Origin of the sequence: Amycolatopsis sp. NPDC051061, assembly GCF_040682935.1 — a bacterium.
Lineage (GTDB): Bacteria > Actinomycetota > Actinomycetes > Mycobacteriales > Pseudonocardiaceae > Amycolatopsis.
In genome coordinates this window covers 1-26,256 of sequence record NZ_JBFBBZ010000002.1, presented here as the reverse complement: position 1 = coordinate 26,256, position 26,256 = coordinate 1, and the positions used below count along the sequence as shown (strand labels likewise).

Here is a 26,256-nt window from a genome sequence, read left to right as displayed (position 1 = left end):
CGTTACGCCTGGCGTGGTGTCGGCAAGCCCAGCGCGACCGGGCCGGTCGTGCGGCACACGTCGTGGCAGCTGTTGTCGAGCGTGCAGCACAGCGAGCAGATCGGGCCGTCCTGCTTCGCGCAGTCGGCGACGTCCGGCAGTTCGTACGGGTCACCGCAGACCGAGCAGGTGTGCGTCGCCCGCAGATCGGCGTCGACGTCCGGCCCGGCGACCGTGTTCGGCCGGGCCAGGTAGTACTTCCCGCGGGTCGCCACCGCCAGCGCCGGCACCAGCGCGACGGCGATGACCAGCGCGAGCAGCGGGCTGAACGCCGCGAGGAACGGGCCGAACGCGCCGAAGTAGGCCACGATCGACACCGTCGACGCGACGACCATCGAGCCGAACCCGACCGGGTTGATCTTGTGCAGGTAGGCCCGTTTGAACTCGATGTAGCGCGGCGAGAGCCCGAGCGGCTTCGCGATCACCAGGTCCGCGCACACCGCGCCGATCCACGCGATCGCGACGTTCGAGTAGAAGCCCAGGATCTTGTTCAGGAAGCCGAACGCGCCGAACTCCATCAGCGCCAGCGCGATCCCGCAGTTCACCAGCACGTACCAGACGCGTCCCGGGTGCTTGTGCAGCACGCGGGAGAAGAAGTTCGCGAACGACAGCGAGCCGGAGTACGCGTTCGTCGTGTTGATCTTGATCTGCGAGACGACGACGAACAGCGCGGCGAACGTCAGCGCCACCGGGCCGAGCGCGGGCTTCACCGCTTCGAGGTACGGCGCGATCGGCTCCAGCGCGTGCGTCTTCCCGACGACGCCGAGCGCGAGGAACGCCAGCAGCGCGCCCCCGATCTGCTTCGCGGCCCCGAGGATCACCCAACCGGGTCCGGCCGCAAGCACCGCGGCCCACCACGACCGCTTGTTCTCCGCCGTCTTCTCGGGCATGAACCGCAGGTAGTCGGCCTGCTCGCCGATCTGCCCGATCAGCGACAGCGCGACCCCCATACCGAGGCCGAACCCGATCGCGGAGAACCCGGAGCCGGCGCCTTCGGTACCCCCGAAGTGCGCGAACTCGGCGAACTTGCCCGGCTCGCGGACCAGCATGACGACGAACGGCAGCACCAGGCCGGCGAGCCACAGCGGCTGCGTCCAGGTCTGCATCTTCGCGACCGCGCCCATGCCGTAGAGCGCGAAGGGCAACACGATCAGCGTCGCCAGCAGGTAGCCGACCGGCAGCGGGATGCCGAGGGCCAGTTCGAACGCCTGACCCATGATCGAGCCTTCGAGCGAGAAGAAGATGACGGTGAAGCTCGCGTACACGAGCGACGTCAGCGTCGACCCGAAGTAGCCGAAGCCGGCTCCGCGGGTCAGCAGGTCCATGTCCACTCCGGACTTCGCGCAGGCGGCCGCGATGGGCACGCCCGTGGTGAAGATGACGACGGCCGCGGCGAGGATCGCGAGGATCCCGGACGTGAAGCCGTAGGAGAGGACGATGCTGGCCCCGATCGCGAAGTCGGCGAGGTAGGCGATACCGCCCAGCGCCGTCGTCGCGACCACGAACGGTGACCATTTCCGGAATGAATGGGCGGCGAAGCGCAGTGAGTAGTCCTCGCGGTTTTCGTTCGCCGCGAGCGGGGCGTACCGGCGTTTCGGTGGAGCGCTTTCTTCGGCGTTCGACAGGGTCTCGGTCATGCCTGCCTCCGGGGTGGTGGGGAACGGGCCGAAGGTAGGGCTCGGCTGTATCGATCCTGGTCCGGCGGGTAACGCGGGAGTTACGGCTTGCTGTCCAGCGGTTACGGGCTGATGGCGCCGAAGTGGTGTCGGGTGTCACCGTTCAGTGGGTTCCGCTGCAGCTCGGAAGGCCCTAACGTGCCTAGGGCCGAAGTCGACTGATGCCCCGACCGGGCGTGGAGGTTTGGCTATGACGCCGAGGATCGAGGATCACGTGGAAGACGCCGTGGTTCGCCTGCCCGGGATGCGGGTCGCGTACGACGGTGCCGCGTTCGACGAATCCGCGCTGGCGGCCACCTGGACCGATCAGTTGCAGGGCTGGCTGAACCAGGCCGTCGCCGCCGGGATCGCCGAACCCAACGCGATGGTGCTGGCGACGGCGGACGCCGAAGGCCGGCCGTCCTCCCGCACCGTGCTGTGCAAGGGCCTCGACGACCGGGGTGTCGTGTTCTACACGAACTACACGTCGGAGAAGAGCCACGACCTGACGGCGACGCGGTACGCGTCGGTGACGTTCCCCTGGTACGCGCTGCACCGCCAGGTCCACGTCCGCGGCGAGGTCGAGAAGGTCGGCGTCAAGGAGACGGCGGAGTACTGGGCCCAGCGCCCCCGCGGTTCGCAGCTGGGGGCGTGGGCGTCCCCGCAGTCCCGGGTGGTCGACGGCCGCCGCGCGCTGGACAACGCGTTGAGCGGCATCGAGCGCCGCTTCGCGGACGTCGAGCAGATCCCGGCTCCGCCGCACTGGGGCGGGTGGCGGATCCGGCCCGACCTGGTCGAGTTCTGGCAGGGACGCGAGGACCGGATGCACGACCGGCTGCGGTACGTCCGGAACGACGACGGCTGGAACATCGAGCGCGTCGCCCCCTGAGTGCCAGCGCCCCAAGGCGGCCTTGGTTGCGTCTGACGCACCGAAGGCCGCCTTGGGTGCGTCTGACGCACCGAAGGCCATATTGGGGCGCTCTCCCGGGCGACGGAAATCACGCGACCCGAGATAGTTAGCCCAGCTAAACTCATCGGTTGTGACTTCCGAGCCCGAGACCTTGCCGCCCCGTCCGGGCGGTGTCCGCAAGCTCCTCGGCCGCATCATCGTCGACACCCGGCCGCTGAAGATCCCGGCCTTCCGGCGGCTCTGGCTGTCCACTGTGGTCACCGCCGTCGGCACGCAGCTGACCGCCGTCGCCGTGCCCAAGCAGGTCTTCGACCTCACCGGGTCCTCCGCCTACGTCGGCCTCACCGGGCTCGTCGCGCTCGTCCCGCTGCTGATCTTCGGCCTCTGGGGCGGCGCCGTCGCCGATGCCGTCGACCGGCGGAAGCTGCTCGTCGTCACCAACGTCCTCGTCGCCATCACCTCCGCGCTGCTGTGGCTGCAAGCCTTCCTGAACTTCAGCTCGGTGTGGCTCGTCCTCGCCCTGCTGGCCGTCAACCAGGCCCTCTTCGCGATCAACATGCCCACGCGCGGCGCCGTCGTCGCGCGGCTCGTGCCCGGTGAGCTGCTGCCCTCGGCCAACGCGCTGAGCTCGACGATGTCGACCTTCGGCGCCGTCTTCGGCCCGCTGCTCGCCGGTGCGCTCATCCCGGTCCTCGGCCTTTCGACGCTCTACCTGATCGACGTCGTCGCCCTCACGATCACGCTGCTCGCCGTCTGGCGGCTACCCGCGCTCCCGCCGCTCAACGGCCCGTCGCGGCGCGCGGGCGTCAGCGACGTCATCGAAGGCTTCCGGTACCTCGCGACGAAAAAGGTGCTGCTGGCCTCGTTCGTCGCCGACATCATCGCGATGGTCTTCGGCATGCCGCGCGCGCTGATCCCGGAAATGGCCGAACGGACGTTCGGCGATCCACCCGGCGGCGGCCCCGCGCTCGGCTGGCTCTACGCCGCCCTGCCCGCGGGCGCGATGCTGATCGGCCTGTTCTCCGGCTGGCTGACGCGCATCCATCGCCAGGGCGTCGCGGTCGTCGTGGCGATCTGCGCGTGGGGCGCGGCGGTGGCGGCGTTCGGGCTCGCGCACTCGCTCTGGCTCGCGGTCGTCTTCATGGCGGTGGCCGGCGCGGCGGACATGGTCAGCGCGGTCTACCGGATGGCGATCCTGCAGGTCGCGACCACCGACGAGATGCGCGGCCGGCTCCAGGGTGTGTTCACGGTGGTGGTCGCCGGCGGCCCGCGGATCGCCGACCTGGTCCACGGCTGGGGCGCGGCCGCGTTCGGCACGGCGGCCGCGGCGAGTGTCGGCGGCTTGCTGGTGATCGTGGCGGTCTGCGCGTCGATGTTCCTGCTCCCGGCGTTCTGGCGGTACCGGGCTCCCACCGCTTAGTTCTTCCGGGCTAGGGTGCCGGATATGCGTACCTTTGCTGTCGTTTTGGTCGCTTTTGCCGCTTTGACCGCCTGCTCTTCGGGCGACGAGCCGGCCAAGACGCCTTCGTCGTCGAAGCCGTCGTCCGCGCCGAAGCCGAGCTCGAACGCCGCGGCGGCGTCGCTGGACCCGTGCAAGCTGCTGCCCGCGGCCGCCGTGTCGAAGGCGCTGTTCCTGGACAACCTCCAGGCGGTGGCGGGCCCGGTCCAGGACAACGCGGCCAACGGCGGCAAAGCCCGCAGCTGCGAGTACCAGCTCAACGGCAAGGCCGCCGGCGCGCTCGCGGTGACCCGCTACGAAGGCCGCCAGGCGAAGCCGGCGGACATGGTGGCGTCGATCAAGAAGGCGAAGGCGGGCGCGCAGGACGTGGCCGGCTTCCCGGACGGCGCGGTGTTCTACGTGGACGAGCAGAAGACGGCCACGCTCGCGTCGGCCGAGCTGGTGTCGGGCACGCCGGTGCTGGTCAACTACACGGGCCCGGCGAAGATGACGGCCGAGCAGATGGCCCCGCTGGTCAAGGCGGCCCTCGACGCCAGCTGACCGGTCAGCGGCGCAGTGCGGCCAGCTCGACCGGACTGTGCGCCGAGAACACCTTGACCTCGTCCTGGTGCTCGCGCGCCAGCTCGTGCAGCCGCTCCAGGTTCGCCAGCCGGGCCTTTCGGTCCGTCTGGACGAGGTTCTGGAACGCCGTCATGCCCGGCGGGCAGTGCGGCGCGACCGGGTCCAGCTGGCCGTGGAAGAAGTACGCGTCGCCCGCGTGCAGGAGCCAGCCGTCGCCCGTGTCGACCGCGACGCCCGTGTGGCCGCGCGTGTGGCCCGTGAGCGGGACCAGCAGGATTTCCTCCGGCAGCCCCTTCAACGACCGGACCGCCTCGAAGCCGAACCACGGCTCGCCCCGCTCGTCGTAGGTGCTCCACAGCGGGCGATGGGCGAACTGCGCCGCGCGGTAGCGGTTCTTCTCGGCCGCGTTCGACGGCGACGTCGCGGCCCGGTGTTCCTCGGAACGGACGTGCACGACGGCGTTCGGGAAGTCGGCCAGCCCGCCCGCGTGGTCGACGTCGAGGTGCGTCGCGACGATGTGCCGGACGTCGGCGGGGTCGAACTTCAGCGCCTTGATCTGCGCCACGGCCGTCTCGGCGGCCTCGACCCGCGCGCCGACCATCGCCATGAACGGCCGGCCCAGCCACTCGCCGGGTCGGGCCACCCCCTGGCTGCCGAACCCGGTGTCGACCAGCACCAGGCTGTCGCCGGTCTCGATCAGCAGGCAGTGCGCGACCAGCTCCGCCCGCCGCAGCAGGCCGGGCTCGCCGTCGAGCAGCTTGCCGCCCGCCGGGCGCATCGATCCGCAGTTCAGGTGGTGCACCTTCATACCCTGCTCCTGCTCGTTTTTCGGGGGTCCGGGTGGCGAAGCCCCCGGCCCGGGGGGAAGCCCCGGTTGTCACTGGAGCTCAGCCGGAGGAACTCGGTCTCGTCGTGCGCGGCGAAGACGGTCACCTCGTCGCCGTGCTCCTGAACAAGCTGGCCCAGGCGGCGGTGATTGTCCAGCCGGGCACCCTTGACCGTCTCCACGCGGCCTTCGAACCACTTCAGGCCGGGCGGGCTGTGCGGGGCCGGGTCGACCTGCCCGTGGAAGAAGTACGAATCGCCGGCGTTGAGCAGCCATCCTTCACCGGTGTCGACGGCGACCCCGGCGTGACCGCGCGTGTGCCCGGAGAGCGGGACCAGCAGGATCTCCGGCGGCAGGCCGTCGAGCTGCCGGACGGCGTCGAACCCGAACCACGGTTCGCCGGTGTCCGCATAGGACGTCCACTGTGGACCGTGGGCGAACTGGATCGTGCGGTAGCGGCCGCGCTCGGCGGCGTCGCGCGGCTCCCGGAACGCCCGCAGCTCTTCGGCGTAGACGTGCACGCGCGCCCACGGGAAGTCGATGAGCCCGCCGGCGTGGTCGAGGTCGAGGTGGGTCAGCACGATGTCGCGGACGTCCGCGGGGTCGAAGCCGAGCGCGCGGATCTGCGCGATCGCGGTTTGCGCGGGATCTTCGACCGGGTTGGACTGGCGGACGAAACCCGCACCCAGCCAGGCATTCCGGTCGACGGCGGCCGGTGTGCCCATCCCGGTTTCGACGAGCACGAGGCCCGTGCCGGTTTCGAGCAGCAGGCAGTGGCAGACCATGGTGGCGCGCCGGAACAGGCCCGGCCGGCCGTCGATCAGCCCGCCGCCGAGCGGGCGCAGGGTGCCGCAGTTCAGGTGGTGGACGCGCATCAGGAGAACTCCCGGTCGAGGGTGGCGTGCAGGTGGGTGGCGACGGCGCGCAGCGGCGCGAGGTCGCGGCGGGTGCGGGCCAGCAGCAGCCCGCCTTCGATCGCGGCGAGCACGACGGTGGCCAGCTCGTCCGCGCGTTCGGCGGAAAGCTCTTGTCCCGCAAGGTAGTTGCGAAGGATGTCGTGCCAAGTCGAATAGCCGTCGGCGCAGGCTTCGCGGATCGGTTCGCTCTCCGCGGCCGCGTCGAGCGCGACCGTCGCGAGTGGACACCCGCGCCGAAAGCCCGATTCGGTCAGGAAACCCGCGAGCGCGTCCACCGCGCGGTCGATCGCGGTCACGGCGTCCGGTGCGTCACGCAGGATCGCTTCGAGGAGCGCGCCGGTGCGCTCGCTCGAAAGCCGGACGGCCTCGGCGGCGAGCTGCTCCTTGCCGCCGGGGAAGTGGAAGTAGAGCGACCCCTTCGGCGCGCCCCCGGCCGTGGTCAGCTGGGTGAGGCCGGTGGCGTGGTAGCCCTGCGAGTGGAACAGGTCGGCGGCGGTGTCGAGCATCCGCTGCCGCGTGTCGGTGCGACGGACCATGGCGTGACTGTAGCGCAAACTATGACGACCGGTCTAGTAAGTATGGTTCTCGGTAAGGTCTTCGCATGGGCAACCCGACCGGTCAGCAGTTCGAGATCACCCGCGGCAACGCGCGCGCCGTCGTCACCGAAATCGGCGCGGGACTGCGCGCGTTCGAGGTCGGCGGAGTGCCGTACGTCGAGGAGTTCCCCGAAGACGCGAAGCCGCCGAAGGGCGCTGGGCAGGTGCTGCTGCCTTGGCCGAACCGGACCAAGAGTGGCAAGTGGACGTTCCAGGGCGAGGAGCAGCAGCTCGAGGTCACCGAAGAGGCGCGCGGCAACGCCATCCACGGCCTGACCCGGCACCTCGAATGGGAGCTGCTGGAGCACGCCGAGTCGTCGATCACCCTGGCCGTCGACGTCGAGGTGCAGCCGGGCTGGCCGGTGCCGCTGCGCGCGACCGTCACTTACGAGGTTTCGCCGCGCGAACTGACGATCACCCACGAGATCCGCAACGAGGGCGAGCGGCCGATCGGCGTCGGCGTCGGGACACACCCGTACTTCCGGATCGGCGACGTCCCGACCGACGAGCTGACCCTGACGCTGCCGGCGAGCCGCGTCCGGCCGTACCGGGGCGATGAGCAGATGCCGTACGCGCCGGAGCAGGACGTCGAGGGCACGGAGTACGACTTCCGCGCCGGCCGGGTGCTCGCGGGCGTCGACCTGGACACGGCGTTCGGGTCCTTGGCGGCGGCCGACGACGGGCTGCACCACTTCGTCCTGGCCCACGAGGAGCAGCGGCTGCTGGTCTGGACCGGCCCGGACTTCCACTGGGCGCAGGTGTTCACCCCGGACGACCTGGTCGGCCGCGGCCGCGCGGTCGCGATCGAGCCGATGACCTGCCCGGCGGACGCGCTCAACACCGGGACGGACCTGATCGAGCTCGAGCCGGCGACGTCGTGGTCGGGCAGCTGGGGCATCCGAGTCTCGTGAAGCGGCTCGGCGTCTCCGACGCGGGCGAAGTGTTGACGCTGCAACGCGCGGCGTACGTCACCGAAGCCCGCGCGCACGACGACTGGGACCTGCCGCCGCTGCTGGAGACCCTGGACGAGACGCGGGCGGCGCTTTCGTCGTGTTTGTCCTGGGGCATCCGGGAGAACGACCGGTTGGTCGCGTCGGTGCGCCTGACGGTGACCGGACACGTCGGGGTGATCGGCAGGCTGGTCGTGGCGCCCGACCGCCAGGGCGGCGGGCTGGGCAGCGGGCTGCTGCGGTTCATGGAGTCGGAAGCACCTGCGGAGGTGACGCTGTTCCGGCTCTTCACCGGCTCGAAAAGCGTGGGGCCGCTACACCTGTACGCGAAGCACGGCTACCGCGAGACGCACCGGACGCCGGAGAACAACCACGAACTGGTGCACTTGGAGAAGGCCCGCGTGCGGCCGCCCGAGTGAGTTCGTTAGCGTGGCGAACTATGGCGAAGGCAATTGTCGGGGGCCATGTCGTCCCCATCGACGGTGATCCCATCGAAGGCGGCACGGTCCTGATCGACGACGGCAAGATCGTCGCGGTCGGCACCGAGGCGGATGTCGACATCCCGGAGGACGCCGAACTGGTCGACGCGGCGGGCACCTGGGTACTGCCCGGCTTCATCGACGCCCACGCGCACCTCGGCGTGCACGAGGACGGCGAAGGCTGGTCCGGCAACGACACCAACGAGATGACCGACCCGAACGGCGCCCGCTTCCGCGCCGTCGACGGCATCGACCCCTACGAGTCCGGCTTCGACGACGCGCTGGCCGGCGGCGTCACGAGCGTCGTCATCAAGCCCGGGTCGGGGAACCCGATCGGCGGCCAGACGATCGGCGTCAAGACCTGGGGCCGCAGCATCCTCGACATGGTCTTCGCGGAGCACGTCAGCGTGAAGAGCGCGCTCGGCGAGAACCCGAAGCGCGTGTACGGGGAGAAGAAGCAGACGCCGTCGACCCGGCTGGGCGTCGCGGCGATCCTGCGCGAGGCGTTCACCAAGGCCCGCAACTACCAGGCCAAGCGCGCGCACGCGGAGGCCGAGGGCAAGCCGCACGAGGTCGACCTCACGATGGAGACGCTGTCCAAGGTCCTCGACGGCGAGCTGTACTGGGACCAGCACGTCCACCGCGCGGACGACATCGTGACGGCGCTGCGGCTGGCCGACGAGTTCGGCTACAAACTGGTGATCAACCACGGCACCGAGGGCCATCTGATCGCGGACCTGCTGGCCGAGCGCGACGTCCCGGTCATCCTCGGGCCGCTGTTCACCACGAAGTCCAAGGTGGAGCTGCGCAACCGGACTTTGCGGTCGGCCGGCATCCTGGCCCGCGCCGGCGTCAAGATCGCGATCACGACGGACCACCCGGTGATCCCGATCAACTTCCTGGTCTACCAGGCCGCCCTGGCGGTCAAGGACGGCCTCGACCCGGCGACGGCGCTGCGCTCGCTGACGATCAACCCGGCGTCGATGCTGGGTCTCGACGGCCAGATCGGCTCGCTGAAGCCGGGCCTGGACGCGGACGTGGTGCTGTGGTCCGGAGATCCGCTCGATGTGATGAATCGGGCGCAGCGCGTGTTCGTCCGGGGCGACGAGGTGTACCTCTTCGACGAGACTCTGGGTGAAGGCGTGTCGAAGGACCGCCGCTACCGCGAGACCCGCTGAGTTTCGGACGGCACGCCGGTTACCGGGCGGTTCCGGCGTGCCGTCCGATCATCTCCGCCGAGGAGCGCGGCCAGGTCGATCTCGACCGGGAACGGGACGTCGGTGGTGAAGGTGCCGGTGACCGCCGGCGCGTCGCGGTAGCCGGTCGCACCCGCGCGGCACGCGACCAAGGAGACCGGCCCGGCGAGGTCGACGATCCAGTAGTGCGGGATCCCCGCATCGGCGTACTCGGCGTGCTTGACCCGGTAGTCGGTGCGCTTCGAGCCCGGCGACACGATCTCGGCCACGACGAGCACTTCGTCGGCGCGCAGCAGGCCGCCGGTCTTGGCGAGCGCGCCCCGGCCGAAGACCAGCAGATCCGGCCGGCGGGAGAACCCGGGTTCGCCCGTGGGAACCAGGCACAGGTCGAGATCGGTGGCCACGGCGAACGCGAGCCCGGGCGGCAGCTGCCGTTCGAGCTGTCCGGCCAGCAGACACGCCGCCATGTCGTGCGCCCGGCCGGAACCGGGGCAGGTCACGACGCGGCCCTCGGTCAGCTCGGTGAAGCCGAAGCCGGTTTCCCCGAGCGCCGCGTACTCGTCGATGGTCAGCAGATGGCCGGGCATCGCCCCACCGTATCCGTCGCAAGCGCGAGACAGTCCCCGCTCGATCGGGCTATGCCTTCTTCAGCTCCCGCGCGATCACCAGCCGCTGGATCTGGTTCGTGCCCTCGAAGATCTGCGGCACCTTCGCCTCGCGCATGTACCGCTCCACCGGGAAGTCCCGCGTGTACCCGGCCCCACCGAGGACCTGGACCGCGTCCGTCGTCACCTTCATCGCGCCGTCCGTCGCCACCAGCTTCGCGATCGATGCCTGCCGCTGGAACGGCAACCCGCGGTCACGCCGCCGCGCCGCCTCCAGGTAGCACGCCCGCGAAGACTCGACCGCCGCCGCCATGTCGGCCAGGAGGAACTCGATCCCCTGGAAGTCGATGATCGCCCGGCCGAACTGCGAGCGGCCCTTCGCGTACGCCACCGCCTCGTCCAGCGCCGCCTGGGCCAGGCCCACCGCGCACGCCGCGATGCCGAGCCGGCCCGAACTCAACGACGACAGCGCGATCCGCATCCCCGCTCCCGGCTCGCCCAGCCGCCGCGAAGAAGACACTCGCGCGCCATCGAAGATCAGCTGGGCCGTCGGGGAGCCGGTGAGGCCCATCTTGCGTTCGCGCGGTGCCGCCGAGAGACCTTCGGTCGCCCCGGGAACCAGCAGGCAGGAGATCTCCGAGTCGCCGGTGCGCACCATCGTCGTGTAGAAGTCCGCCACGCCCGCGTGCGTGATCCACGCCTTGGTGCCGTTCACGACGTAGTCGGAACCGTCGAGACGCGCGCGTGTCGACAAAGCGGCCGCGTCCGAGCCCGCCTGCGTCTCCGACAGGGCGTACGCGCCCAAGAGCGAGCCTTCGAGCATGTCCGGGAACCACTCGTCGCGCTGCTCGTCCGTGCCGTACTCCGCGAGCGCGTAGCAGGACATCGTGTGCACCGACAGCCCGACGCCGACCGTCATCCACGCGGTCGCGATCTCCTCCAGGGCCTGCAGGTACACCTCGTACCGGACGTCGCCGCCGCCCCAGCGCTCCGCGTACGGCAGGCCCAGCAGCCCGGACTTGCCCAGCAGGCGGAACTGCTCGCGCGGGAACTGCTCGGCCTCCTCGGCGGCCGCCGCCCGGGGCGCGAGTTCGTCACGGGCGATCTCCCGGGCCAGTGCGACCAGGTCTTCGGCGTCCGAATCCGGCAGCAGGCGTTCGGCGGGCATCGTCGTCCTCCAAAGCGGTACTGAAAACAGTACTGAAAACAGTACTGTGGGCCCGCTTAGAGTACAGTAAGACCTGCCTGGGGTGGCCGGAAGACGTAGGAGACAGTGAGCCATGCCCCCGGAACCCCGCCGCCGGCCGACCGCGCGTCAGCGGGCCTTGCTCGGCGACCTCGAGGCGCTCTTCCTCGCGGAGGGCTTCGCCGACTTCACGCTGGACGACCTCGCCGGCCGCCTGCGCTGCTCGAAGTCGACGCTCTACGCGCTCGCGCCGAGCAAGGAGCAGCTCGCCGTCAAGGTCGTCACCCACTTCTTCCGCGGCGCCGGCGAGCGGATCGAAGAGCGGATCGCCGGGATCGACGACGCCCGCAAGCTCATCGGGGAGTACCTCGCCGGTGTCGCCGAGCACCTGAACCGGGCGTCGCCGTCGTTCATGCGCGACCTCGCCGAGTTCGGCCCCGCGCGTGAGGCCTACCAGGTCAACAGCCGGTTCGCGGCCCAGCGGCTGCGTCAGTTCATCGACCAGGGTGTCGCCGACGGCGTCTTCCGCGACGTCCACGCCCGGCTCGTGGCCGAGATGACCGGGCTGATCGTCGAAGGCATCCAGACCGGCGTGCTCGGCCAGCGGATCGACGTGTCCGACGCCGAAGCGTTCACCGCCCTGGGTGAGCTGCTGCTCGGCGGCCTGAACAAATAGCGGACAGGAATTGTCAGCCGGAACTCCATTAAACTCCGTGCGTGATCGTCGTAGGCGGAGAAGCTCTGGTCGACCTGGTTCCCGGCGACCCCTTGGATTCCACTGTGGACGGTGGGCTGCGCGCGCTGCTGCCGCGGCTCGGTGGCGGTCCGTACAACGTCGCGCTGTCGGCCGGCCGCCTCGGCGTGCCGACGGCGTTCCTCTCCCGCGTGTCCACCGACCGCTTCGGCGAAGCGATGGTCGAGCGGCTGCACGCCTCCGCCGTCGACACGGCGCTGCTGCAGCGCGGTGACGAGCCGACGACGCTCGCTGTCGTCGCCCTCGACGCGAAGGGCGCCGCGCGCTACACGTTCTACGTCGAGGGCACCGCGGACCGGCTCGTCGCGGACCCGGGACCGCTCCCGGAGAACGTGACCGCGCTCTCGCTGGGCACCCTCGGGATGGTCCTCGAACCCGGCGCGTCGGCGTACGAGGCGATGCTGCGGCGCGAGGCCGCCCGCGGCGTGCTGACCGTCCTCGACCCCAACATCCGCGAAGCGCTCATCACCGACCCGGCGGCCTACCGGGCCCGGTTCACGTCCTGGCTGCCGGACGTCCGGCTGCTCAAGATCTCCGACGACGACGCCGCGTGGCTCACCGAAGGCGCCGACCCGGTCGCCGCCGCGAAGACGTGGATCGAGTCCGGAGTGGACGCCGTGGTGCTCACCCGGGGCACCGACGGCGTCGCGGTGATCACCGCCGCAGGTGAGCTGGCCCACGTGCCGTCGCGGAAGGTGACGGTGGTCGACACCATCGGCGCCGGCGACACGATCCAGGGTGCGCTGCTGGCCTGGCTGCACACCCGCGAGATCACCGACCTGGCCTCTCTCGACGCGGGAGCGTGGCGTGCAGCGCTGGAATTCGCGGCGAAGGCGGCGTCCATCACCGTTTCTCGGAGCGGGGCCGAGCCGCCCACGTCCGCCGATATTGCGGCCGCCGTGTGAACCTGGTCCCAAAGGGGCCCCCATGAGCAACGCCACCGCTGCGCGAACACCCGTTTCTCGACTAGCGTAGAGAGGCATTCTTCATACCCCAGCGGGGCGGTGTGCAGCGAGGCGCCAGTGTTTCCTCGCGTCAACACGTGGCTACCTGTGGAACCCGCAGGCGCCGCCGACCCGTGCCGAACGTGAGAGGGACTTGTATGTCCGACGCGACGACTGCGGGGCAGTCCGGCGGCGAAACCGCGAAGCTGACCCTGCCGAGTGGCGAGCACGAGTTCAAGATCGTCCACCCGGTCGAGGGCGCGCCCGGGATCGAACTGGGGAAGCTGCTGGCGCAGACGGGGTACATCACCTACGACCCCGGGTTCGTCAACACCGGCGCCGCGTCGTCCGCCATCGCCTACATCGACGGTGACGCCGGGATCCTCCGATACCGCGGGTACCCGATCGAGCAGCTGGCCGAGAAGTCGACCTTCGTCGAGGTCTCCTACCTGCTGATCTACGGCGAGCTGCCGACCGAGGCGCAGCTGGCCGACTTCACCGGGAAGATCCAGCGCCACACGCTGCTGCACGAGGACCTGAAGGCGTTCTTCAGCGGCTTCCCGCGCGACGCGCACCCGATGCCGGTGCTGTCCAGCGCGGTGTCGGCGCTGTCGACCTTCTACCAGGACTCGCTCGACCCGTTCGACGAGCCGAACGTGGAGCTGTCCACCATCCGGCTGCTCGCCAAGGTCCCGACCCTGGCCGCGTACGCGTACAAGAAGTCCGTCGGCCAGCCGCTGCTGTACCCGGACAACTCGCTCGGCCTGGTCGAGAACTTCCTCCGCATGACGTTCGGCTTCCCGGCCGAGCCGTACGAGGTCGACCCGGACGTCGCGAAGGCGCTCGACCTGCTGTTCATCCTGCACGCCGACCACGAGCAGAACTGCTCGACCTCGACCGTGCGCCTGGTCGGCTCGTCCGAGGCGAACCTGTTCGCGTCGATCTCGGCCGGCATCAACGCGCTGTTCGGCCCGCTGCACGGCGGCGCGAACGCCGCGGTCCTCGACATGCTCGAGGGCATCAAGAACGACGGCGGCGACGTCGCCAAGTTCGTGGAGCGGGTGAAGAACAAGGAAAAGGGCGTGAAGCTGATGGGCTTCGGGCACCGGGTCTACAAGAACTACGACCCGCGCGCGAAGATCATCAAGAACACCGCGGACGAGATCCTCGGCAAGCTGAAGGGCGGCGACCAGCTGCTCGACATCGCCAAGAAGCTCGAAGAGACCGCGCTTTCGGACGACTACTTCGTTTCGCGCAAGCTGTACCCGAACGTGGACTTCTACACCGGCCTGATCTACCGGGCGCTGGGCTTCCCGACGAAGTTCTTCACGGTGCTGTTCGCGCTGGGCCGGCTCCCGGGCTGGATCGCGCACTGGCGCGAGATGATCAACGACCCGGCCACCAAGATCGGCCGCCCGCGGCAGATCTACACCGGCCACGCTTCGCGGGACTACACCCCGATGTCGGAGCGCTGAGCCCCGGCTGGTTGACGTAAACGCCCCGTCGTGCACTGGCACGGCGGGGCGCTTATCGTTGGGCCGCGTGACCAAAGAAGCACCCGTCGTCGTGTGGTTCCGCCGCGACCTGCGGCTGGGCGACCACGCTGCCTTGCTCGAAGCGTCGAAGCACAGCAAGCACGTCCTCGCGCTGTACGTCCTCGACGAGGCGCTGCTGAAGCCGGGCGGCGCGCCGCGCGAGGCGTTCCTCTACGGGTGCTTGGAGAAGCTGAACGAGCAGCTCGGCGGACGGCTGATGCTGGTGCGCGGCGAACCGGCCACCGAGGTCGTGAAGGCCGCGAAGAAGATCGGTGCCGCTGCGGTGCACGTCAGCGCAGACACCGGGCCCTACGGCCGCCGCCGGGACGCCGAAGTCGCGAAAGCGTTGGCGGAGAACAACATCGACTGGGTCGAGACGGGCTCGTCGTACGCCGTCACGCCGGGCCGCGTCACCAAGCCGGACGGCGATCCGTACCGCGTCTTCACGCCGTTCCGCCGGGCGTGGACCGCGCACGGCTGGCACTCTCCCGCCGACACCGGACCGTCCCTTGTGGACTGGGTGGTACCGCCTCGCTCGCTCGAGATCCCCCAGCCGCCCGAGGTCTCCGCGACGCTGCCCGAGCCGGGTGAGCAGGCCGCGCTCGACGTCTGGCACGAGTTCCTGGACGACGGCATCGAGACCTACGACTCCGATCGTGATCGTCCGGACCGCGAAGGCACGACGCGGCTTTCGCCGTACCTGCGCTGGGGCTGCGTCCACCCGCGGACGCTGCTGGCCGACCTGGAGGGTGACGACCGCGTCGGCGCGAAGTCGTTGCGCAGCGAGTTCTGCTGGCGCGAGTTCCACGCCGACGTCCTGTGGCACCGCCCGGAAACCGCGCGCAAGAACTACGACAAGCGGTTCGACGCGATGATGCACGACGACGACCGCGAGGCCTTCGAGCGGTGGTGCGCGGGCAAGACCGGCTACCCGATCGTCGACGCCGGAATGCGGCAGCTGCTGGCCGAGGGCTGGATCCACAACCGCGTGCGGATGGTCGTCGCGAGCTTCCTCGTGAAGGACCTGCACCTGCCGTGGTGGCTCGGGGCGCGGCACTTCATGAAGCACCTCGTGGACGGCGACCTCGCGTCGAACCAGCTGAACTGGCAGTGGGTCGCCGGGTCCGGCACGGATGCGGCGCCGTACTTCCGGATCTTCAACCCGACGACGCAGGGGGAGAAGTTCGACCCGAACGGCGACTACGTCCGCAAGTACGTGCCGGAGCTGCGGACGGTCGCGGGAAAGGCCGTCCACCAGCTGAAGGACCGCCCCGAGGACTACCCGGAGCCCATGGTCGACCACGCCCACGAGCGCCAGGTGTCCTTGGAGCGGTACGGGAAGATCACCTCGTAGCGATCTCGTCGAGCACCAGCTTCGCGGCCAGGTCCGCGCCGTCGGTGCGGATCGTGGCGGCGACGGCGGCCGCCCGCGCCTGGGCCGCCAGAGCCGTCTCGAGCGCGGCGGACAGGGACTCGACGGCCGGGGCCGGGCCGTCGTGCGCCGCGCCGATGCCCAGCTCGGCGACGCGGCCGGCCCAGTACGGCTGGTCGCCGTTCTGCGGGACCACCACCTGGGGCGTGCCCGACCTGGCGGCGGTCGTCGTGGTGCCCGCGCCGCCGTGGTGCACGACGGCGGCGCACCGGCCGAACAGCGCCTGGTGGTTGACCTCGCCGACGACGAAGCAGTCGTCGCGCTCGTCGGAGTGGCCGAGGCCGGCCCAGCCCTGCGCGACGACCGCGCGACGGCCAAGCGCACGGATCGCTTCGACGGCGACGCGGGCGGCGTCCTGCGAAGCACGCATGGGCATGCTGCCGAAGCCCGCGTACACGGGTGGTTCGCCCTTTCGAAGGAAAGCTTCGAGGTCGGCGGAGAGCGGGCGATCGTCCGGCACGATCCACGCGCCGGTCTGCACGACGTCGAGGTCGGTCGTCTCCTGCCACGGATCGAGGACCGGGTCCGTCGCCAGCAGCGGGCGGTCGCTGAGCACGTAGCCGAGGACACTGTCCACCGGCGCCAGGCCGTGGGCCGCCCGCTGGGTGTCGAGCGACGTCTTGAACAGCGCGTCGATGTTCCGGGCTTCCAGCTTCCACAGCGCCCGGTGGTCGGTCTCCGGCGGGAGCGACCGGCCCGCGTGCGTCAGCCGCGGCGGGTGGTGTGGCGTCGGCAGCGTGAGCTGCTGGAACGTCGCGTACAGGTACGGGATGCCGCGCAGCTCGGCCACCGACCGCGCCGCGGCCACCGCGGGCACCAGGCCGGTCGCCACCACCGCGTCGCACCCGTCGGCGCCCGCGGCGAACTGCGCGGCGATCAGCTCGGCCGCCCGCTCGGGGAGGCCCTTCGCCGTCGGCGGCTTCGCCCCGGTCACCAGCGGCCGCACGGCCTGGCCGATCGGCACCATCTCCACGCCGACGCCGGCCAGCCGCCGCGCGAACTCCTCGTCGGGTGGCGCGCCCACCCGCACGTCGGCACCGCGCGCCCGCAGCCGCACCGCGAGCGCCACCAGCGGCTCGACGCCCCCACGCGAGTCGTACCCGGACAACAGAACACGCACTCGATCACTCCCGGTTCAGCGGTTTGCCGGTCAGGACGGTGGTTTCCGCCGTAGCCCGACACTGTGGACGGACCTCAGCCGCGCAATGCCTCCGAGAGCTTGATGCGGCTGCCGATGCGCAGCACGCTGTTGCCGTAGATCTTGCCGCCCAGCCAGGTGAGCAGCGCGACGAGCGCGATCGTCAGCCCGAGCGAGAGCGCGATCTCCCAGCCTGCCGCCGCGCCGGTCGAGATCCGGGCCGGCATGAGGATCGGCGAGAGCAGCGGGATCAGCGAAAGCACCTTCACCCCCGTGCCCGACGGGTCCTGCAGCAGCAGGTTGATCCCGGAGATGAACCCGACGATCAGGATGATGTTGAGCGGCGTGACCACCGACTGCGTGTCCTCCTGGCGCGACACCAGCGATCCCAGTGCGCCGTAGATCGTCGCGTACAGCAGGAAGCCGAGCAGGTACCAGAGCAGGCCCCACAGCAACGTGCCGGTCGCGAAGCCGGACAGCGTGAACACCCCGGTCACCGACGCCGCCACGAGCCCGGCCGCGGCCAGGATCACCAGCTGCGTCAGCCCGACCAGGCCGAGCCCGATCACCTTGCCCAGCAACAGCTGCCACGGCCGCACGCTGGCGAGCAGGATCTCCACGACCCGGCTCGACTTCTCCTCGACGACGCCCTGGGCGACCATCATCCCGTAGGTGATGATGCTGATGTAGAGCAGGAACGCGACGATCAAGCCGATGATCAGGCGTTGCGTGTGATCCGCGGGCTCGGGCGAGATCGGGTCGTCCTGCACGTGGGTGCCGTCGACCTGCGCCATCACGTCGGCCGGTTCGAGCTGTGCGGACGACAGGACGCCGTCGAGCACCTGCTGCTGGGCCACCAGGTCGAGCACCTTGCGCAGCTGGTCGTCCAAAGAGGACTTGTAGGTGGCGGTCAGCTTCGCCGCGCTGCCCGAGACGAGCGCGTCCAGGTCGCCGTCCTCGACCTTCTGCCGGCCCTCGGCCGGGTCGGTGACGGTGACCGTCGAGATCTGCCGGCCGGACTGAGCGGCTTCGACCTGCAGCTGCCGCGCGATCCCGGTGGCCTGGCCGGTGAGCCCGACGGTGTTCTTGTCCGCCGCGCCCGCCAGCGACGTCTGGAAGCCGACGTACCCCAGCAGCAGCACCAGCATCACGACCGTGCCGATGACGAACGAACGCGTGCGCAGCCGGGTGTTCAGCTCGCGCTTCATGACGAGCCAGACGGCTCGCCGGCCACTCAGCTTCCTCATCGCGGGACCCCCTCTTCTGAGACCGCGTCGCGGAACAGTTCGGTCAGCGACCGGCGACGGCGGCTGAACTCGGTGACCGGCCCGGTGGCCAGCGCCGCGGCGAGCACGGCCTGGTCGTCGGCGCTCGGGTCGAGGTCGAGCACGGTGGTGGTGCCGTGGTTTTCCAGGACGCGCACGCCGGGCAGGCCCGCGGCCCAGCCTTCGGGCGCGGCCGGCGCGGTGACGACGAGCTTGCTGCTCGCGCCGGCGGTCAGCTCGCCGACGGTGCCGACGGCGACCATCCGGCCGTTGCGGATGATCCCGACCCGGTCGCACAGCCGCTCGACGAGGTCGAGCTGGTGGCTGGAGAAGATGACCGGCACGCCGGCCGCGGCCTTCTCGCGCAGCACGCCGCTCATGACGTCGACGGCCAGCGGGTCGAGGCCGGAGAACGGCTCGTCGAGCACCAGCACGGCCGGGTCGTGCACGAGCGCGGCGGCCAGCTGGACGCGCTGCTGGTTGCCGAGGCTCAGCTTCTGCACCTCGTCCTTGCGGCGCTCGGCCAGGCCGAGCCTGCCGATCCAGTTCTCCGCGTTGCGGTGGGCCTCGTTCGCGCCGAGGCCGTGCAGCTCGGCGAGGTAGACCAGCTGCTCGAGGACCTTCATCTTCGGGTAGAGCCCGCGTTCCTCGGGCATGTAGCCGAAGTGGGTGCGGGCTTCGTGCGTGATCTTTTCGTTCTTGAAGCGCACCTCACCGCTGTCGGCGGTGAGCACGCCCAGCGCGATCCGCATGGTCGTGGTCTTGCCGGCGCCGTTGCTGCCGACGAACCCGAACAGTTCGCCGGCGCGGACGTCGAACGTGACGCCGTCCAGCGCGACTTTGGCCCCGTAGCGCTTGGAGATCCCGTCGATCTCCAGTGTCCCCTCAGGCATTCCCCATCCCCTCTTCGAAATCTTCGGGGTCGTCGTCCGGCAGCGACCAGCCGAGCACGATGGTCGGGATGGTCGTGCCGGTGACCAGGAGCGCGGACATCATCATGGCGCCGCGCAGGCCACCGTCTTCGGTGTGGGCGACGACGACGGTGTAGAGCATCGCGGCGATCATCAGGTAGCTCAGGATCTGGAAGCCGACGTAGGTGACGCGGTGGCGCCACTCGCGCTCGCGTTCGTCCAGCAGCCGCGAGAAGCCGCCGCTCATCCGGCCGGTGAGGATCCGCAGCAGCACGAACGACGCGCCACCGAGGAGGATGCCGCCGCCCCAGAGGCTGCTGAAGAGCCATTCGCTGCCCGTGGTGAAGATCGAGGCGCCGGCGATCAGCCCGAGATCGGCGAGCACGAGTGCCCGGGTGAGGGCCCGGCGCCGCCGGCGGGTGCGCCAGCCCGGCAGTCGCCGGGAGTGCCGCAGTTCGCGCTCGTCCATCTCGTCCAGCCGGCGTTCCCAGTAGGCCGCGAGCCGGCCCGGTTGTGCGGTCATGCTCCCCCCTCGCGGTAGACCTGAGTGGACAGTGGCGTGAACGGCGCGCGGCTGAACACCGCTTCGACCGGCAGGTCGAACACCGCGCAGATCCGGAAGGCCAGGTCCAGGCTCGGATAGTGATCGCCCCGCTCGAGAGCGCCGATGGTTTGAGGATTGACCTCGACGGCGTTCGCGAGCGCGGCCCTGCTCAGCCCGCGCTCGGCCCGGAGCACGGGGAGCCGGTTGTAGATCGGCAGCTCTTTGCCGCGTCTGACCGGGCTCATGGGGTAACTGTTGCAAAAACCCAACGGGTCGTCAAGTTAAGTGAACATCAAGCCCGGTGGTGCACAGGGTGGGCACTCAGGGCCTCGGCAAAGTCGCGTTTGCCGGGGCGGGGCGTCATGAAAGGGTCGTTCATGACGCTGGACGACAGGAAAGAGTCGTTCATGACGTCGCCAACCCCCGCCCAACGTCGCGAATGAGTCATTCGGGACCTCCGGCGTCCCCAATGACTCATTCGCGACACCCGGCTCCGCACGCGGCCGTGGCTTTGCCGGAGCCTTGACATTCGGGCTGCCGTCGCCCCAGGGAAGGGTGGGCCCGGCCCCTGAGTCAAGCGAGCCCGGCGAGCGACTTGTCGACAAGCTCCGCCACCCGCGCCTGCGCGGCCTCGGCGTCCGCCGGGATCAAGGCCAACCGCGTCCGGCGCTCCAGCACGTCCGCCACGTCCAGCGCCCCCTCGTTGCGGACCGCCCACACCACCTCGGCCGCCGTGATGTCCGAGCCGGGGGCCACCGGGACTGCGAACTCCGCGTCCAGTTCGCCCAATGCCGCCACCCGGGGGGCCTCCGTGCCATAACGACCCACGAGTCGCGGCGAAGCGTCCACAAGAGACAGATGTGGCCGCGAAGCCGCTCCCAGCAACGGCAATCGCGCGGTTCGGCAAGGCGAGGCACTGAGGCCGGCGAGGCGAACCGCCGCGTCGACCGCGTCCTGCGCCATCCGGCGGTACGTGGTCAGCTTGCCGCCGACCACCGTCAGCAGCCCGTCCGAGCCCACCAGCACCGCGTGCTTGCGGGACAGGTCCGCCGATCGCCCGCCCGTCCCCTCGATCAGCGGCCGCAAGCCCGCGAACGAACCGGCCACGTCGGCCCGGGTCAGCGGCCGGGCCAGTACCGAAGAGGCCAACAACAGCAGGAAGTCCACATCGGACTCGGGAGCCGTTGGCACATCGGGGATCGAACCCGAAACCGGCTCGTCCGTAAGTCCCAAGTAGACGCGGCCGTCCGGCTGGGGGAGCAGGAACACGAACCGGTTCGTTTCGCCCGGGACCCGGATGTTCACCGACGTCGTGCCCAACGGAACGGTCCCCGGCGCGAGCACCAGGTGCGAACCCAGCGACGGCCGCAACCGCACCGCGCCGGTCAGCGTCCCCGCCCACACGCCCGTCGCGTTGATCACCTGGCGCGCGCGGATCTCCAGCGTGTCACCCGAAACGCCGTCGACCGCCGTCACCCGGTCCGCGGAAACCGAGGCAGCCGAAAGCCGCGTCAAGATCCGGGCGCCGAACGACGCTGCCGTCCGCGCCAGGGAAACCACCAGCCGCGCGTCGTCGACCAACGCGCCGTCGTAAGCCAGCAAGGCGCCGCGTAGGCCCACCGGAGAAAGCCCGGGAGCCAGGGCCAACGCCTCGGCCAACGGGATCGCACGCGGCCGCGGCAGCACCGACGACGGCGTCCGCGCCGCCCGGCGGAGGCCGTCGCCGGCCCGGAGACCGGCCGCCACCAGTGCCTGCTGCGCGCGGGAGGTGCTGGGGTACAACGGGAACAGCTGCGGCATCGCCCGCGTCAGGTGCGGGGCCGTGCGCGTCATCAGGATGCCGCGCTCGACCGCGCTTTCGTGCGCCAAGCCGAACTCGCCGTGCGCCAGGTACCGCAGGCCGCCGTGCACGAGCTTCGACGACCAGCGGGACGTCCCGAACGCGAGGTCGTGCGCCTCGACGAGCGCCACCGACAACCCGCGCGAAGCCGCGTCCAGGGCGATGCCCGTGCCGGTGACGCCGCCGCCGACCACGACGACGTCGACGCGCTCGCCCGCCGCCAGCTCCGCGAGCTCGCGTTCGCGGCGCCGCGCGTTGAGCGAGCCGGACGTCACGGTTTCAGCGCCGCGTCGAGCACGTGGGTGAACTCCGCCAGCAGCGCCGCCTCGCCGACGTCCGCCGTGGCCGGCCGCAGCGAGAACGCGAAGGACTGGACCACCAGCAGCACCGACCGGGACTGCGCCGCGACCGGCGCCCGCCGGATCGACCCGTCCTGGTGACCGGCCTCCAGCAGCTGGTGCATCGCCTGTTCGGCGAACTTCTGCGTCGCGCCCAGCCGCTCCACGATGTACGGGAGGACCAGTTCGGGGTCGACGTCGAGCAGCGTGCGGAACAGCGGGTCGGCCGCCAGCGCGCGGACGCCGGCCGACGCGATGAGCACGAGCCGCTCGCGGCTGTTCGCGGCCTCGGCGCCGCGTTCGCTCGCCGTGCGCAGCAACCCGCTGAACTCGCGAGTCATCAACGCCGCGAGCACGCTGCGGACGTCGGGGAAGCGGCGGTACACCGTCATCCGGCTGACGCGCGCGGTGCGGGCGATTTCGGCGAGTGTGGTGCGGCGCACACCGACGGCCAGCACGCACGCGCGCGCGGCGTCGAGCAGCACGTCATCGGCCACGCGGGTGGCCGTCTGACGGCTGCGGGTGTCCGCGAGCGCGGAGGATCCCGCGGTCTCCATTGTGTGACGTTTCACGTCCATATGTCACACTGTATCGGTGAACGCGCTCATTGACCACCGCCTTCGACGGTCCTGGACCTCGGAAGCCGCCGATGCCGCCCGGCTGCCCGTGCGGGCGGCCGAGTGGCTTGAACAGCGTATAGGCCAGACGGCTCCCGGTGCTGCCCCGGCGGGCGATTTGCCGGTGGAAATACCGTCACCGAAACTGGACGAATCTGCTGTCGCCGCGTTGTCCGAAGTGGTCGGCGCGGAGAACGTGCTGGTAGACGACGCGGCCCGGCTGGCGCGCGCGACCGGGCTGTCCTACCTCGACTTGCTGCGCCGGCGTTCGCCCACCGCGGACTTCCCGGTCCCCGACGCGGTCGTGCTGCCCGCCGGTCCGGACGAAGTCCAAGCGGTACTCGACGCGTGCGTCCGGCACGACATCGGAGTGGTGCCCTTCGGCGGCGGCACCTCGGTCGTCGGCGGGGTCGCGGCGCTGCGCGGGGACAAGGCGTCGGTGATCGCGCTCGACCTCGTCCGGCTCGACGCGCTGGTGTCGGTCGACGCCGAGTCGCGCCTCGCCGTCCTCCAGGCCGGCGTCCGCGGTCCCGAGGCCGAGCGCCTCCTCGGCGAGCACGGCCTGACGCTCGGGCACATCCCGCAGTCGTTCGAGCGGGCCACGATCGGCGGCTTCGCGGCGACGCGCTCGGCCGGGCAGGCGTCGTCGGGCTACGGGCGGTTCGAAGACATGGTCAAGGGTGTGCGGCTGGCCACCCCGCGCGGCGAGTGGAAGCTCGGCGTCGCGCCGGCGTCGGCCGCCGGGCCCGACCTGCGCCAGCTCGCGGTCGGCAGCGAGGGAACGCTCGGCGTGATCACCGAGGTCTCGCTGCGGGTGCGCCCGGCGCCGCCGGTCAAGCGATACGAGGGCTACGCGCTGCCGAGCTGGGAAGCGGGCCGGGAGGCCGTCCGCGACCTCGCGCAGAACCACGCGCTCGCGGACATCACCCGGCTGTCCGACGGGGACGAAACCGAAGTCTCCCTGGCGCTGAACGCCGGTCTCAAGACGACGGCGCTGCGCAAGTACCTCGCCGCACGCGGGGTGGCGCGGCCGTGCTTCCTCATCGTCGGCTGGGAAGGCACTGCGCACGACGTGGCGCTGCGCCGCCGCGAGACGACGCGCCGGTTGAAGGCGTCGGGTGCGGTGCGCGTCGGGAAGGCGCTCGGCGAGTCCTGGCGGCACGGCCGGTTCGCCGGTCCCCGGCAGCGGGATGTCCTGATGGACCAAGGAATCTGCGTCGAGACGCTGGAGACCGCGGCCTATTGGTCCACTGTGGACGAACTGCGCGACGACGTCCGGGCGGCGTTGACGGCGTCGCTGGGCCGGTCGATCGTGATGTGCCACATTTCGCACGCGTACGAGACCGGCGCGTCGCTGTACTTCACGGTGTTGACGGCTCGCGACGAGACCGACCCGATCAGCCAATGGCAGCGCGCGAAAGCGGCGGCGTGCGAAGCGATCACCGGGCTGGGCACGATTTCGCACCACCACGCCGTCGGCGTCGACCACGCGCCGTACCTGAAGGCGGAGATCGGTTCGCTGGGCGTCGAGGTGCTGCGCGCGGCGAAGTCGGCGGTCGACCCGACCGGGATCCTCAACCCGGGGAAGCTGGTCTGAGCACTTCGCAGGGGACGCCGTGGCCGTCCGCGGCGACGCCGTCGAGCTTCGCCGCGTCGGCCTGCGGGACGTCGGTGGTGCGCACGGGGTTGCCGTCCACCAGCAGCGGGTAGCGGATCGGCGCGGCGCCGACGTAGGTGTGGACCTCGGTCAGGCGGGTGCCGTCTTCGAGCGTGATGTCGGGTTGGGTCAACCGGGCCAGGTGGTAGCGCGTGCCGCGGCCCTCGCAGCGGTCGAGCACGGCGAGCTGATCCGGCGTCACGAACCAGATGGCGTGCTCCTCGACGCCGTCCATCGCGGTGAGGGTGGCCGGGCGCTGGTCGTCGACCACGCGGAAGCCGGCCGCCCACACGGCGGCGAGCCCGCCGCAGCGCGCGTGCGCGACGACGACCGGCCCTTCGAGCCCGAGCCGCCCGCGCAGCCAGGTGATCTTCGACGGGTTCGCGTTCGAGCCGTAAGCGAGGACGGCCATCCGGTCGCGCCAGCCGCCGGGCGCGGTGCCGAGGGGATGCCCGACGCCGTCGACGTGCACGAACGAATAACCCGGCCGAGTCCCCGGGTAGGGCTCGGCCGGGTATTCGTCGTCGGTGAACAGGGTCAGAAGGTCACCACGCTGCGCAGGACGTCACCGTGGTGCATGCGCTCGAAGGCCTGCTCGACGCCGTCGACGCCGATGCGCTCGGTGACGAACTTGTCGAGCGGCAACCGGCCCTGCAGGTAGAGGTCCACCAGCATCGGGAAGTCACGGCTCGGCAGGCAGTCGCCGTACCACGACGACTTGAGCGAGCCGCCGCGCGAGAAGAAGTCGATCAGCGGCAGGTCGTTCAGGCGCATCTCCGGCGTCGGCACGCCGACGAGCACGACCGTGCCGGCCAGATCGCGCCCGTAGAACGCCTGCCGCCAGGTCTCCGGGCGGCCGACGGCGTCGATCACGACATCCGGACCGAAGGAGTTCGTCGCGTCCTGCATGGCTTCGACGACGGCTTCTTCGCTGAGGCCCTTGCTGTTGACGGTGTGCGTGGCGCCGAAGTCCTTCGCCCACTCCAGCTTCCGGTCGTCCATGTCGATCGCGACGATCGTCGTGGCGCCAGCCAGCTTCGCGCCCGCGATGGCCGCGTCGCCGACGCCACCGCAGCCGATGACCGCCACCGAGTCGCCGCGGGTGACGGCGCCGGTGTTGATGGCCGCGCCGAGCCCGGCCATGACACCGCAGCCGAGCAGCCCGGCGACCGCGGGTTCGGCCTCACGGTTGACCTTCGTGCACTGTCCGCTGTGGACGAGCGTCTTCTCGAGGAAGGCGCCGACGCCGAGCGCGGGCGACAGCTTGGTGCCGTCTTGGAGCGTCATCGGCTGGGTGGCGTTGAAGGTCGAGAAGCAGTACCAGGGCTTGCCGCGCTTGCAGGCGCGGCAGGTGCCGCAGACGGCGCGCCAGTTGAGGATGACGTAGTCACCGGGTTCGAGGTCGGTGACGCCTTCGCCGACGGCTTCGACGACGCCGGCGGCCTCGTGGCCGAGCAGGAACGGGAAGTCGTCGTTGATCCCGCCCTCGCGGTAGTGCAGGTCGGTGTGGCAGACCCCGCAGGCCTGCACGTTCACGACGGCCTCGCCCGGCCCGGGATCGGGCACGAGCACGGTCTCCAGCGAAACGGGCTCGCCCTTCGCCCCCGAAACGACCCCCTGGACCTCGTACGGCATGCGAATCCACCTTCCGGCTTTTGCTGGTTCTGCCCGCAGCTAATCACGGATCACGCGGAGATGGCGACATCCGCATGAGTGAGGTTCGGTGATTGATGCGCAACTGGTTGCGCTCTTCGCAACTCGGGTCGGTCGGTGCTGAGCGGGCGGCTGCGTTCGAACGTCTTGAATGGTAACTGTTCAGGGCATTTCGGTGTTCGTTGGCAGCCAGGGGTTTCCGGTGATGGCGTCGCGTAGCGCGGTGATGATGTGGAGGCCGTTCTTGCG

General features: G+C 70.5%; 26 protein-coding genes. 11 read left to right on the top strand and 15 right to left on the bottom strand.

The annotated features are described in order from the left end of the window. Positions 1-2 precede the first annotated feature (2 nt). Positions 3-1,676, bottom strand: coding sequence for a hypothetical protein (locus AB0N03_RS02795; RefSeq protein ID WP_364364351.1), 1,674 nt, complete (start codon positions 1,674-1,676; stop codon positions 3-5). 229 nt (positions 1,677-1,905) lie between these two features. On the opposite strand from AB0N03_RS02795, the gene pdxH reads away from it, so the two are divergent. The 3 genes from pdxH (at position 1,906) to AB0N03_RS02780 (ending at position 4,603) form a co-directional block, all read left to right on the top strand. After that, positions 1,906-2,583, top strand: a complete 678-nt coding sequence (gene pdxH, locus AB0N03_RS02790) for a pyridoxamine 5'-phosphate oxidase (protein WP_364364349.1) — start codon at positions 1,906-1,908, stop codon at positions 2,581-2,583. 172 nt (positions 2,584-2,755) lie between these two features. Then, the gene (locus AB0N03_RS02785) at positions 2,756-4,024 is read left to right on the top strand and encodes an MFS transporter (RefSeq protein ID WP_364365324.1); all 1,269 of its coding nucleotides are present in this window, start codon (positions 2,756-2,758) and stop codon (positions 4,022-4,024) included. 24 nt (positions 4,025-4,048) lie between these two features. Continuing rightward, positions 4,049-4,603: a DUF3558 family protein gene (locus tag AB0N03_RS02780; RefSeq protein ID WP_364364347.1), complete on the top strand. Its 555-nt coding sequence runs from the start codon at positions 4,049-4,051 to the stop codon at positions 4,601-4,603. Between the two features lie 4 nt (positions 4,604-4,607). Here the strand turns inward: AB0N03_RS02780 and AB0N03_RS02775 are convergent, their stop codons facing one another. From AB0N03_RS02775 to AB0N03_RS02765, 3 genes are read right to left on the bottom strand one after another with little or no spacing between them, the layout of a single operon-like run. Next, complete coding sequence (locus AB0N03_RS02775; RefSeq protein WP_364364344.1) at positions 4,608-5,432, bottom strand: MBL fold metallo-hydrolase; 825 nt, start codon at positions 5,430-5,432, stop codon at positions 4,608-4,610. Next, positions 5,429-6,325: an MBL fold metallo-hydrolase gene (locus tag AB0N03_RS02770; protein WP_364364341.1), complete on the bottom strand. Its 897-nt coding sequence runs from the start codon at positions 6,323-6,325 to the stop codon at positions 5,429-5,431. The genes AB0N03_RS02775 and AB0N03_RS02770 overlap by 4 nt, the downstream gene beginning before the upstream one ends. After that, on the bottom strand, positions 6,325-6,903 hold the full coding sequence (locus tag AB0N03_RS02765) for a TetR/AcrR family transcriptional regulator (RefSeq protein WP_364364338.1): 579 nt from the start codon (positions 6,901-6,903) through the stop codon (positions 6,325-6,327). Before AB0N03_RS02765 ends, AB0N03_RS02770 begins: the two co-directional genes overlap by 1 nt. 65 nt (positions 6,904-6,968) lie before the next feature. Between AB0N03_RS02765 and AB0N03_RS02760 the strand changes: the two genes are divergently transcribed. The 3 genes from AB0N03_RS02760 to AB0N03_RS02750 are packed head-to-tail and all read left to right on the top strand — an operon-like array spanning position 6,969 to position 9,570. Then, complete coding sequence (locus AB0N03_RS02760; RefSeq protein ID WP_364364335.1) at positions 6,969-7,874, top strand: aldose 1-epimerase family protein; 906 nt, start codon at positions 6,969-6,971, stop codon at positions 7,872-7,874. After that, positions 7,841-8,332 carry a GNAT family N-acetyltransferase gene (locus tag AB0N03_RS02755; protein ID WP_364364332.1) on the top strand — a complete coding sequence of 164 codons (492 nt, stop codon included), beginning with the start codon at positions 7,841-7,843 and terminating at the stop codon, positions 8,330-8,332. The genes AB0N03_RS02760 and AB0N03_RS02755 overlap by 34 nt, the downstream gene beginning before the upstream one ends. A gap of 20 nt (positions 8,333-8,352) precedes the next feature. After that, positions 8,353-9,570, top strand: coding sequence for an amidohydrolase (locus tag AB0N03_RS02750; protein WP_364364329.1), 1,218 nt, complete (start codon positions 8,353-8,355; stop codon positions 9,568-9,570). Here the strand turns inward: AB0N03_RS02750 and AB0N03_RS02745 are convergent. Further along, positions 9,552-10,175: a Uma2 family endonuclease gene (locus AB0N03_RS02745; protein WP_364364326.1), complete on the bottom strand. Its 624-nt coding sequence runs from the start codon at positions 10,173-10,175 to the stop codon at positions 9,552-9,554. The two genes, AB0N03_RS02750 and AB0N03_RS02745, sit on opposite strands and share 19 nt — an antisense overlap. A 49-nt stretch (positions 10,176-10,224) precedes the next feature. Next, positions 10,225-11,361 (bottom strand): acyl-CoA dehydrogenase family protein, encoded by a 1,137-nt coding sequence (locus AB0N03_RS02740; RefSeq protein WP_364364323.1) that lies wholly within the window; start codon positions 11,359-11,361, stop codon positions 10,225-10,227. A gap of 112 nt (positions 11,362-11,473) precedes the next feature. On the opposite strand from AB0N03_RS02740, the gene AB0N03_RS02735 reads away from it, so the two are divergent. From AB0N03_RS02735 to AB0N03_RS02720, 4 genes are all read left to right on the top strand, one after another. Beyond that, a complete protein-coding gene (locus AB0N03_RS02735) occupies positions 11,474-12,055 on the top strand; it encodes a TetR/AcrR family transcriptional regulator (RefSeq protein ID WP_364364321.1) in 582 nt (193 codons plus the stop codon). A 41-nt stretch (positions 12,056-12,096) separates the two neighbouring features. After that, positions 12,097-13,038, top strand: a complete 942-nt coding sequence (locus tag AB0N03_RS02730) for a carbohydrate kinase (RefSeq protein WP_364364318.1) — start codon at positions 12,097-12,099, stop codon at positions 13,036-13,038. Positions 13,039-13,235: 197 nt separating this feature from the next. Beyond that, positions 13,236-14,552 (top strand): citrate synthase, encoded by a 1,317-nt coding sequence (locus tag AB0N03_RS02725; protein WP_364364315.1) that lies wholly within the window; start codon positions 13,236-13,238, stop codon positions 14,550-14,552. Positions 14,553-14,619: 67 nt separating this feature from the next. Continuing rightward, entirely contained in the window at positions 14,620-15,966 is a 1,347-nt protein-coding gene (locus AB0N03_RS02720; RefSeq protein ID WP_364364312.1) for a deoxyribodipyrimidine photo-lyase, read from the top strand. On the opposite strand, the gene AB0N03_RS02715 is transcribed toward AB0N03_RS02720, so the two are convergent. The 7 genes from AB0N03_RS02715 to AB0N03_RS02685 all read right to left on the bottom strand — a co-directional run bounded on the left by AB0N03_RS02715 (position 15,956) and on the right by AB0N03_RS02685 (position 22,577). Then, positions 15,956-17,164 (bottom strand): glycosyltransferase, encoded by a 1,209-nt coding sequence (locus AB0N03_RS02715; protein WP_364364309.1) that lies wholly within the window; start codon positions 17,162-17,164, stop codon positions 15,956-15,958. The two genes, AB0N03_RS02720 and AB0N03_RS02715, sit on opposite strands and share 11 nt — an antisense overlap. A gap of 74 nt (positions 17,165-17,238) precedes the next feature. Continuing rightward, a complete protein-coding gene (locus tag AB0N03_RS02710; RefSeq protein WP_364364306.1) occupies positions 17,239-18,429 on the bottom strand; it encodes an ABC transporter permease in 1,191 nt (396 codons plus the stop codon). Beyond that, the gene (locus AB0N03_RS02705; RefSeq protein WP_364364303.1) at positions 18,426-19,340 is read right to left on the bottom strand and encodes an ATP-binding cassette domain-containing protein; all 915 of its coding nucleotides are present in this window, start codon (positions 19,338-19,340) and stop codon (positions 18,426-18,428) included. The genes AB0N03_RS02710 and AB0N03_RS02705 overlap by 4 nt, the downstream gene beginning before the upstream one ends. After that, positions 19,333-19,881, bottom strand: a complete 549-nt coding sequence (locus tag AB0N03_RS02700; protein ID WP_364364300.1) for a hypothetical protein — start codon at positions 19,879-19,881, stop codon at positions 19,333-19,335. Before AB0N03_RS02700 ends, AB0N03_RS02705 begins: the two co-directional genes overlap by 8 nt. Further along, positions 19,878-20,147, bottom strand: coding sequence for a helix-turn-helix transcriptional regulator (locus tag AB0N03_RS02695; RefSeq protein WP_284742952.1), 270 nt, complete (start codon positions 20,145-20,147; stop codon positions 19,878-19,880). Before AB0N03_RS02695 ends, AB0N03_RS02700 begins: the two co-directional genes overlap by 4 nt. 328 nt (positions 20,148-20,475) lie before the next feature. After that, entirely contained in the window at positions 20,476-22,017 is a 1,542-nt protein-coding gene (locus AB0N03_RS02690) for a glycerol-3-phosphate dehydrogenase/oxidase (RefSeq protein WP_364364298.1), read from the bottom strand. Then, positions 22,014-22,577 (bottom strand): helix-turn-helix domain-containing protein, encoded by a 564-nt coding sequence (locus tag AB0N03_RS02685; RefSeq protein WP_364365321.1) that lies wholly within the window; start codon positions 22,575-22,577, stop codon positions 22,014-22,016. Before AB0N03_RS02685 ends, AB0N03_RS02690 begins: the two co-directional genes overlap by 4 nt. Positions 22,578-22,875: 298 nt before the next feature. On the opposite strand from AB0N03_RS02685, the gene AB0N03_RS02680 reads away from it, so the two are divergent. Beyond that, positions 22,876-24,294 (top strand): FAD-binding oxidoreductase, encoded by a 1,419-nt coding sequence (locus AB0N03_RS02680; RefSeq protein ID WP_364365318.1) that lies wholly within the window; start codon positions 22,876-22,878, stop codon positions 24,292-24,294. Here the strand turns inward: AB0N03_RS02680 and AB0N03_RS02675 are convergent. Together AB0N03_RS02675 and AB0N03_RS02670 are read right to left on the bottom strand one after the other, a co-directional pair. After that, positions 24,272-24,826, bottom strand: coding sequence for a gamma-glutamylcyclotransferase family protein (locus AB0N03_RS02675; protein WP_364364295.1), 555 nt, complete (start codon positions 24,824-24,826; stop codon positions 24,272-24,274). The genes AB0N03_RS02680 and AB0N03_RS02675 overlap by 23 nt on opposite strands. Positions 24,827-24,891: 65 nt before the next feature. Further along, the gene (locus AB0N03_RS02670; protein ID WP_364364292.1) at positions 24,892-25,989 is read right to left on the bottom strand and encodes an S-(hydroxymethyl)mycothiol dehydrogenase; all 1,098 of its coding nucleotides are present in this window, start codon (positions 25,987-25,989) and stop codon (positions 24,892-24,894) included. Positions 25,990-26,256 lie beyond the last annotated feature (267 nt).

Excerpts from the sequence above, each read along its gene's own strand:
- AB0N03_RS02795 (WP_364364351.1), bottom strand. The coding sequence starts at position 1,676 with ATGACCGAGACCCTGTCGAACGCCGAAGAAAGCGCTCCACCGAAACGC.
- pdxH (WP_364364349.1), top strand. The coding sequence starts at position 1,906 with ATGACGCCGAGGATCGAGGATCACGTGGAAGACGCCGTGGTTCGCCTG.
- AB0N03_RS02780 (WP_364364347.1), top strand. The coding sequence starts at position 4,049 with ATGCGTACCTTTGCTGTCGTTTTGGTCGCTTTTGCCGCTTTGACCGCC.
- AB0N03_RS02775 (WP_364364344.1), bottom strand. The coding sequence starts at position 5,432 with ATGAAGGTGCACCACCTGAACTGCGGATCGATGCGCCCGGCGGGCGGC.
- AB0N03_RS02770 (WP_364364341.1), bottom strand. The coding sequence starts at position 6,325 with ATGCGCGTCCACCACCTGAACTGCGGCACCCTGCGCCCGCTCGGCGGC.
- AB0N03_RS02765 (WP_364364338.1), bottom strand. The coding sequence starts at position 6,903 with ATGGTCCGTCGCACCGACACGCGGCAGCGGATGCTCGACACCGCCGCC.
- AB0N03_RS02760 (WP_364364335.1), top strand. The coding sequence starts at position 6,969 with ATGGGCAACCCGACCGGTCAGCAGTTCGAGATCACCCGCGGCAACGCG.
- AB0N03_RS02750 (WP_364364329.1), top strand. The coding sequence starts at position 8,353 with ATGGCGAAGGCAATTGTCGGGGGCCATGTCGTCCCCATCGACGGTGAT.
- AB0N03_RS02745 (WP_364364326.1), bottom strand. The coding sequence starts at position 10,175 with ATGCCCGGCCATCTGCTGACCATCGACGAGTACGCGGCGCTCGGGGAA.
- AB0N03_RS02740 (WP_364364323.1), bottom strand. The coding sequence starts at position 11,361 with ATGCCCGCCGAACGCCTGCTGCCGGATTCGGACGCCGAAGACCTGGTC.
- AB0N03_RS02735 (WP_364364321.1), top strand. The coding sequence starts at position 11,474 with ATGCCCCCGGAACCCCGCCGCCGGCCGACCGCGCGTCAGCGGGCCTTG.
- AB0N03_RS02725 (WP_364364315.1), top strand. The coding sequence starts at position 13,236 with ATGTCCGACGCGACGACTGCGGGGCAGTCCGGCGGCGAAACCGCGAAG.
- AB0N03_RS02710 (WP_364364306.1), bottom strand. The coding sequence starts at position 18,429 with ATGAGGAAGCTGAGTGGCCGGCGAGCCGTCTGGCTCGTCATGAAGCGC.
- AB0N03_RS02705 (WP_364364303.1), bottom strand. The coding sequence starts at position 19,340 with ATGCCTGAGGGGACACTGGAGATCGACGGGATCTCCAAGCGCTACGGG.
- AB0N03_RS02700 (WP_364364300.1), bottom strand. The coding sequence starts at position 19,881 with ATGACCGCACAACCGGGCCGGCTCGCGGCCTACTGGGAACGCCGGCTG.
- AB0N03_RS02695 (WP_284742952.1), bottom strand. The coding sequence starts at position 20,147 with ATGAGCCCGGTCAGACGCGGCAAAGAGCTGCCGATCTACAACCGGCTC.
- AB0N03_RS02670 (WP_364364292.1), bottom strand. The coding sequence starts at position 25,989 with ATGCCGTACGAGGTCCAGGGGGTCGTTTCGGGGGCGAAGGGCGAGCCC.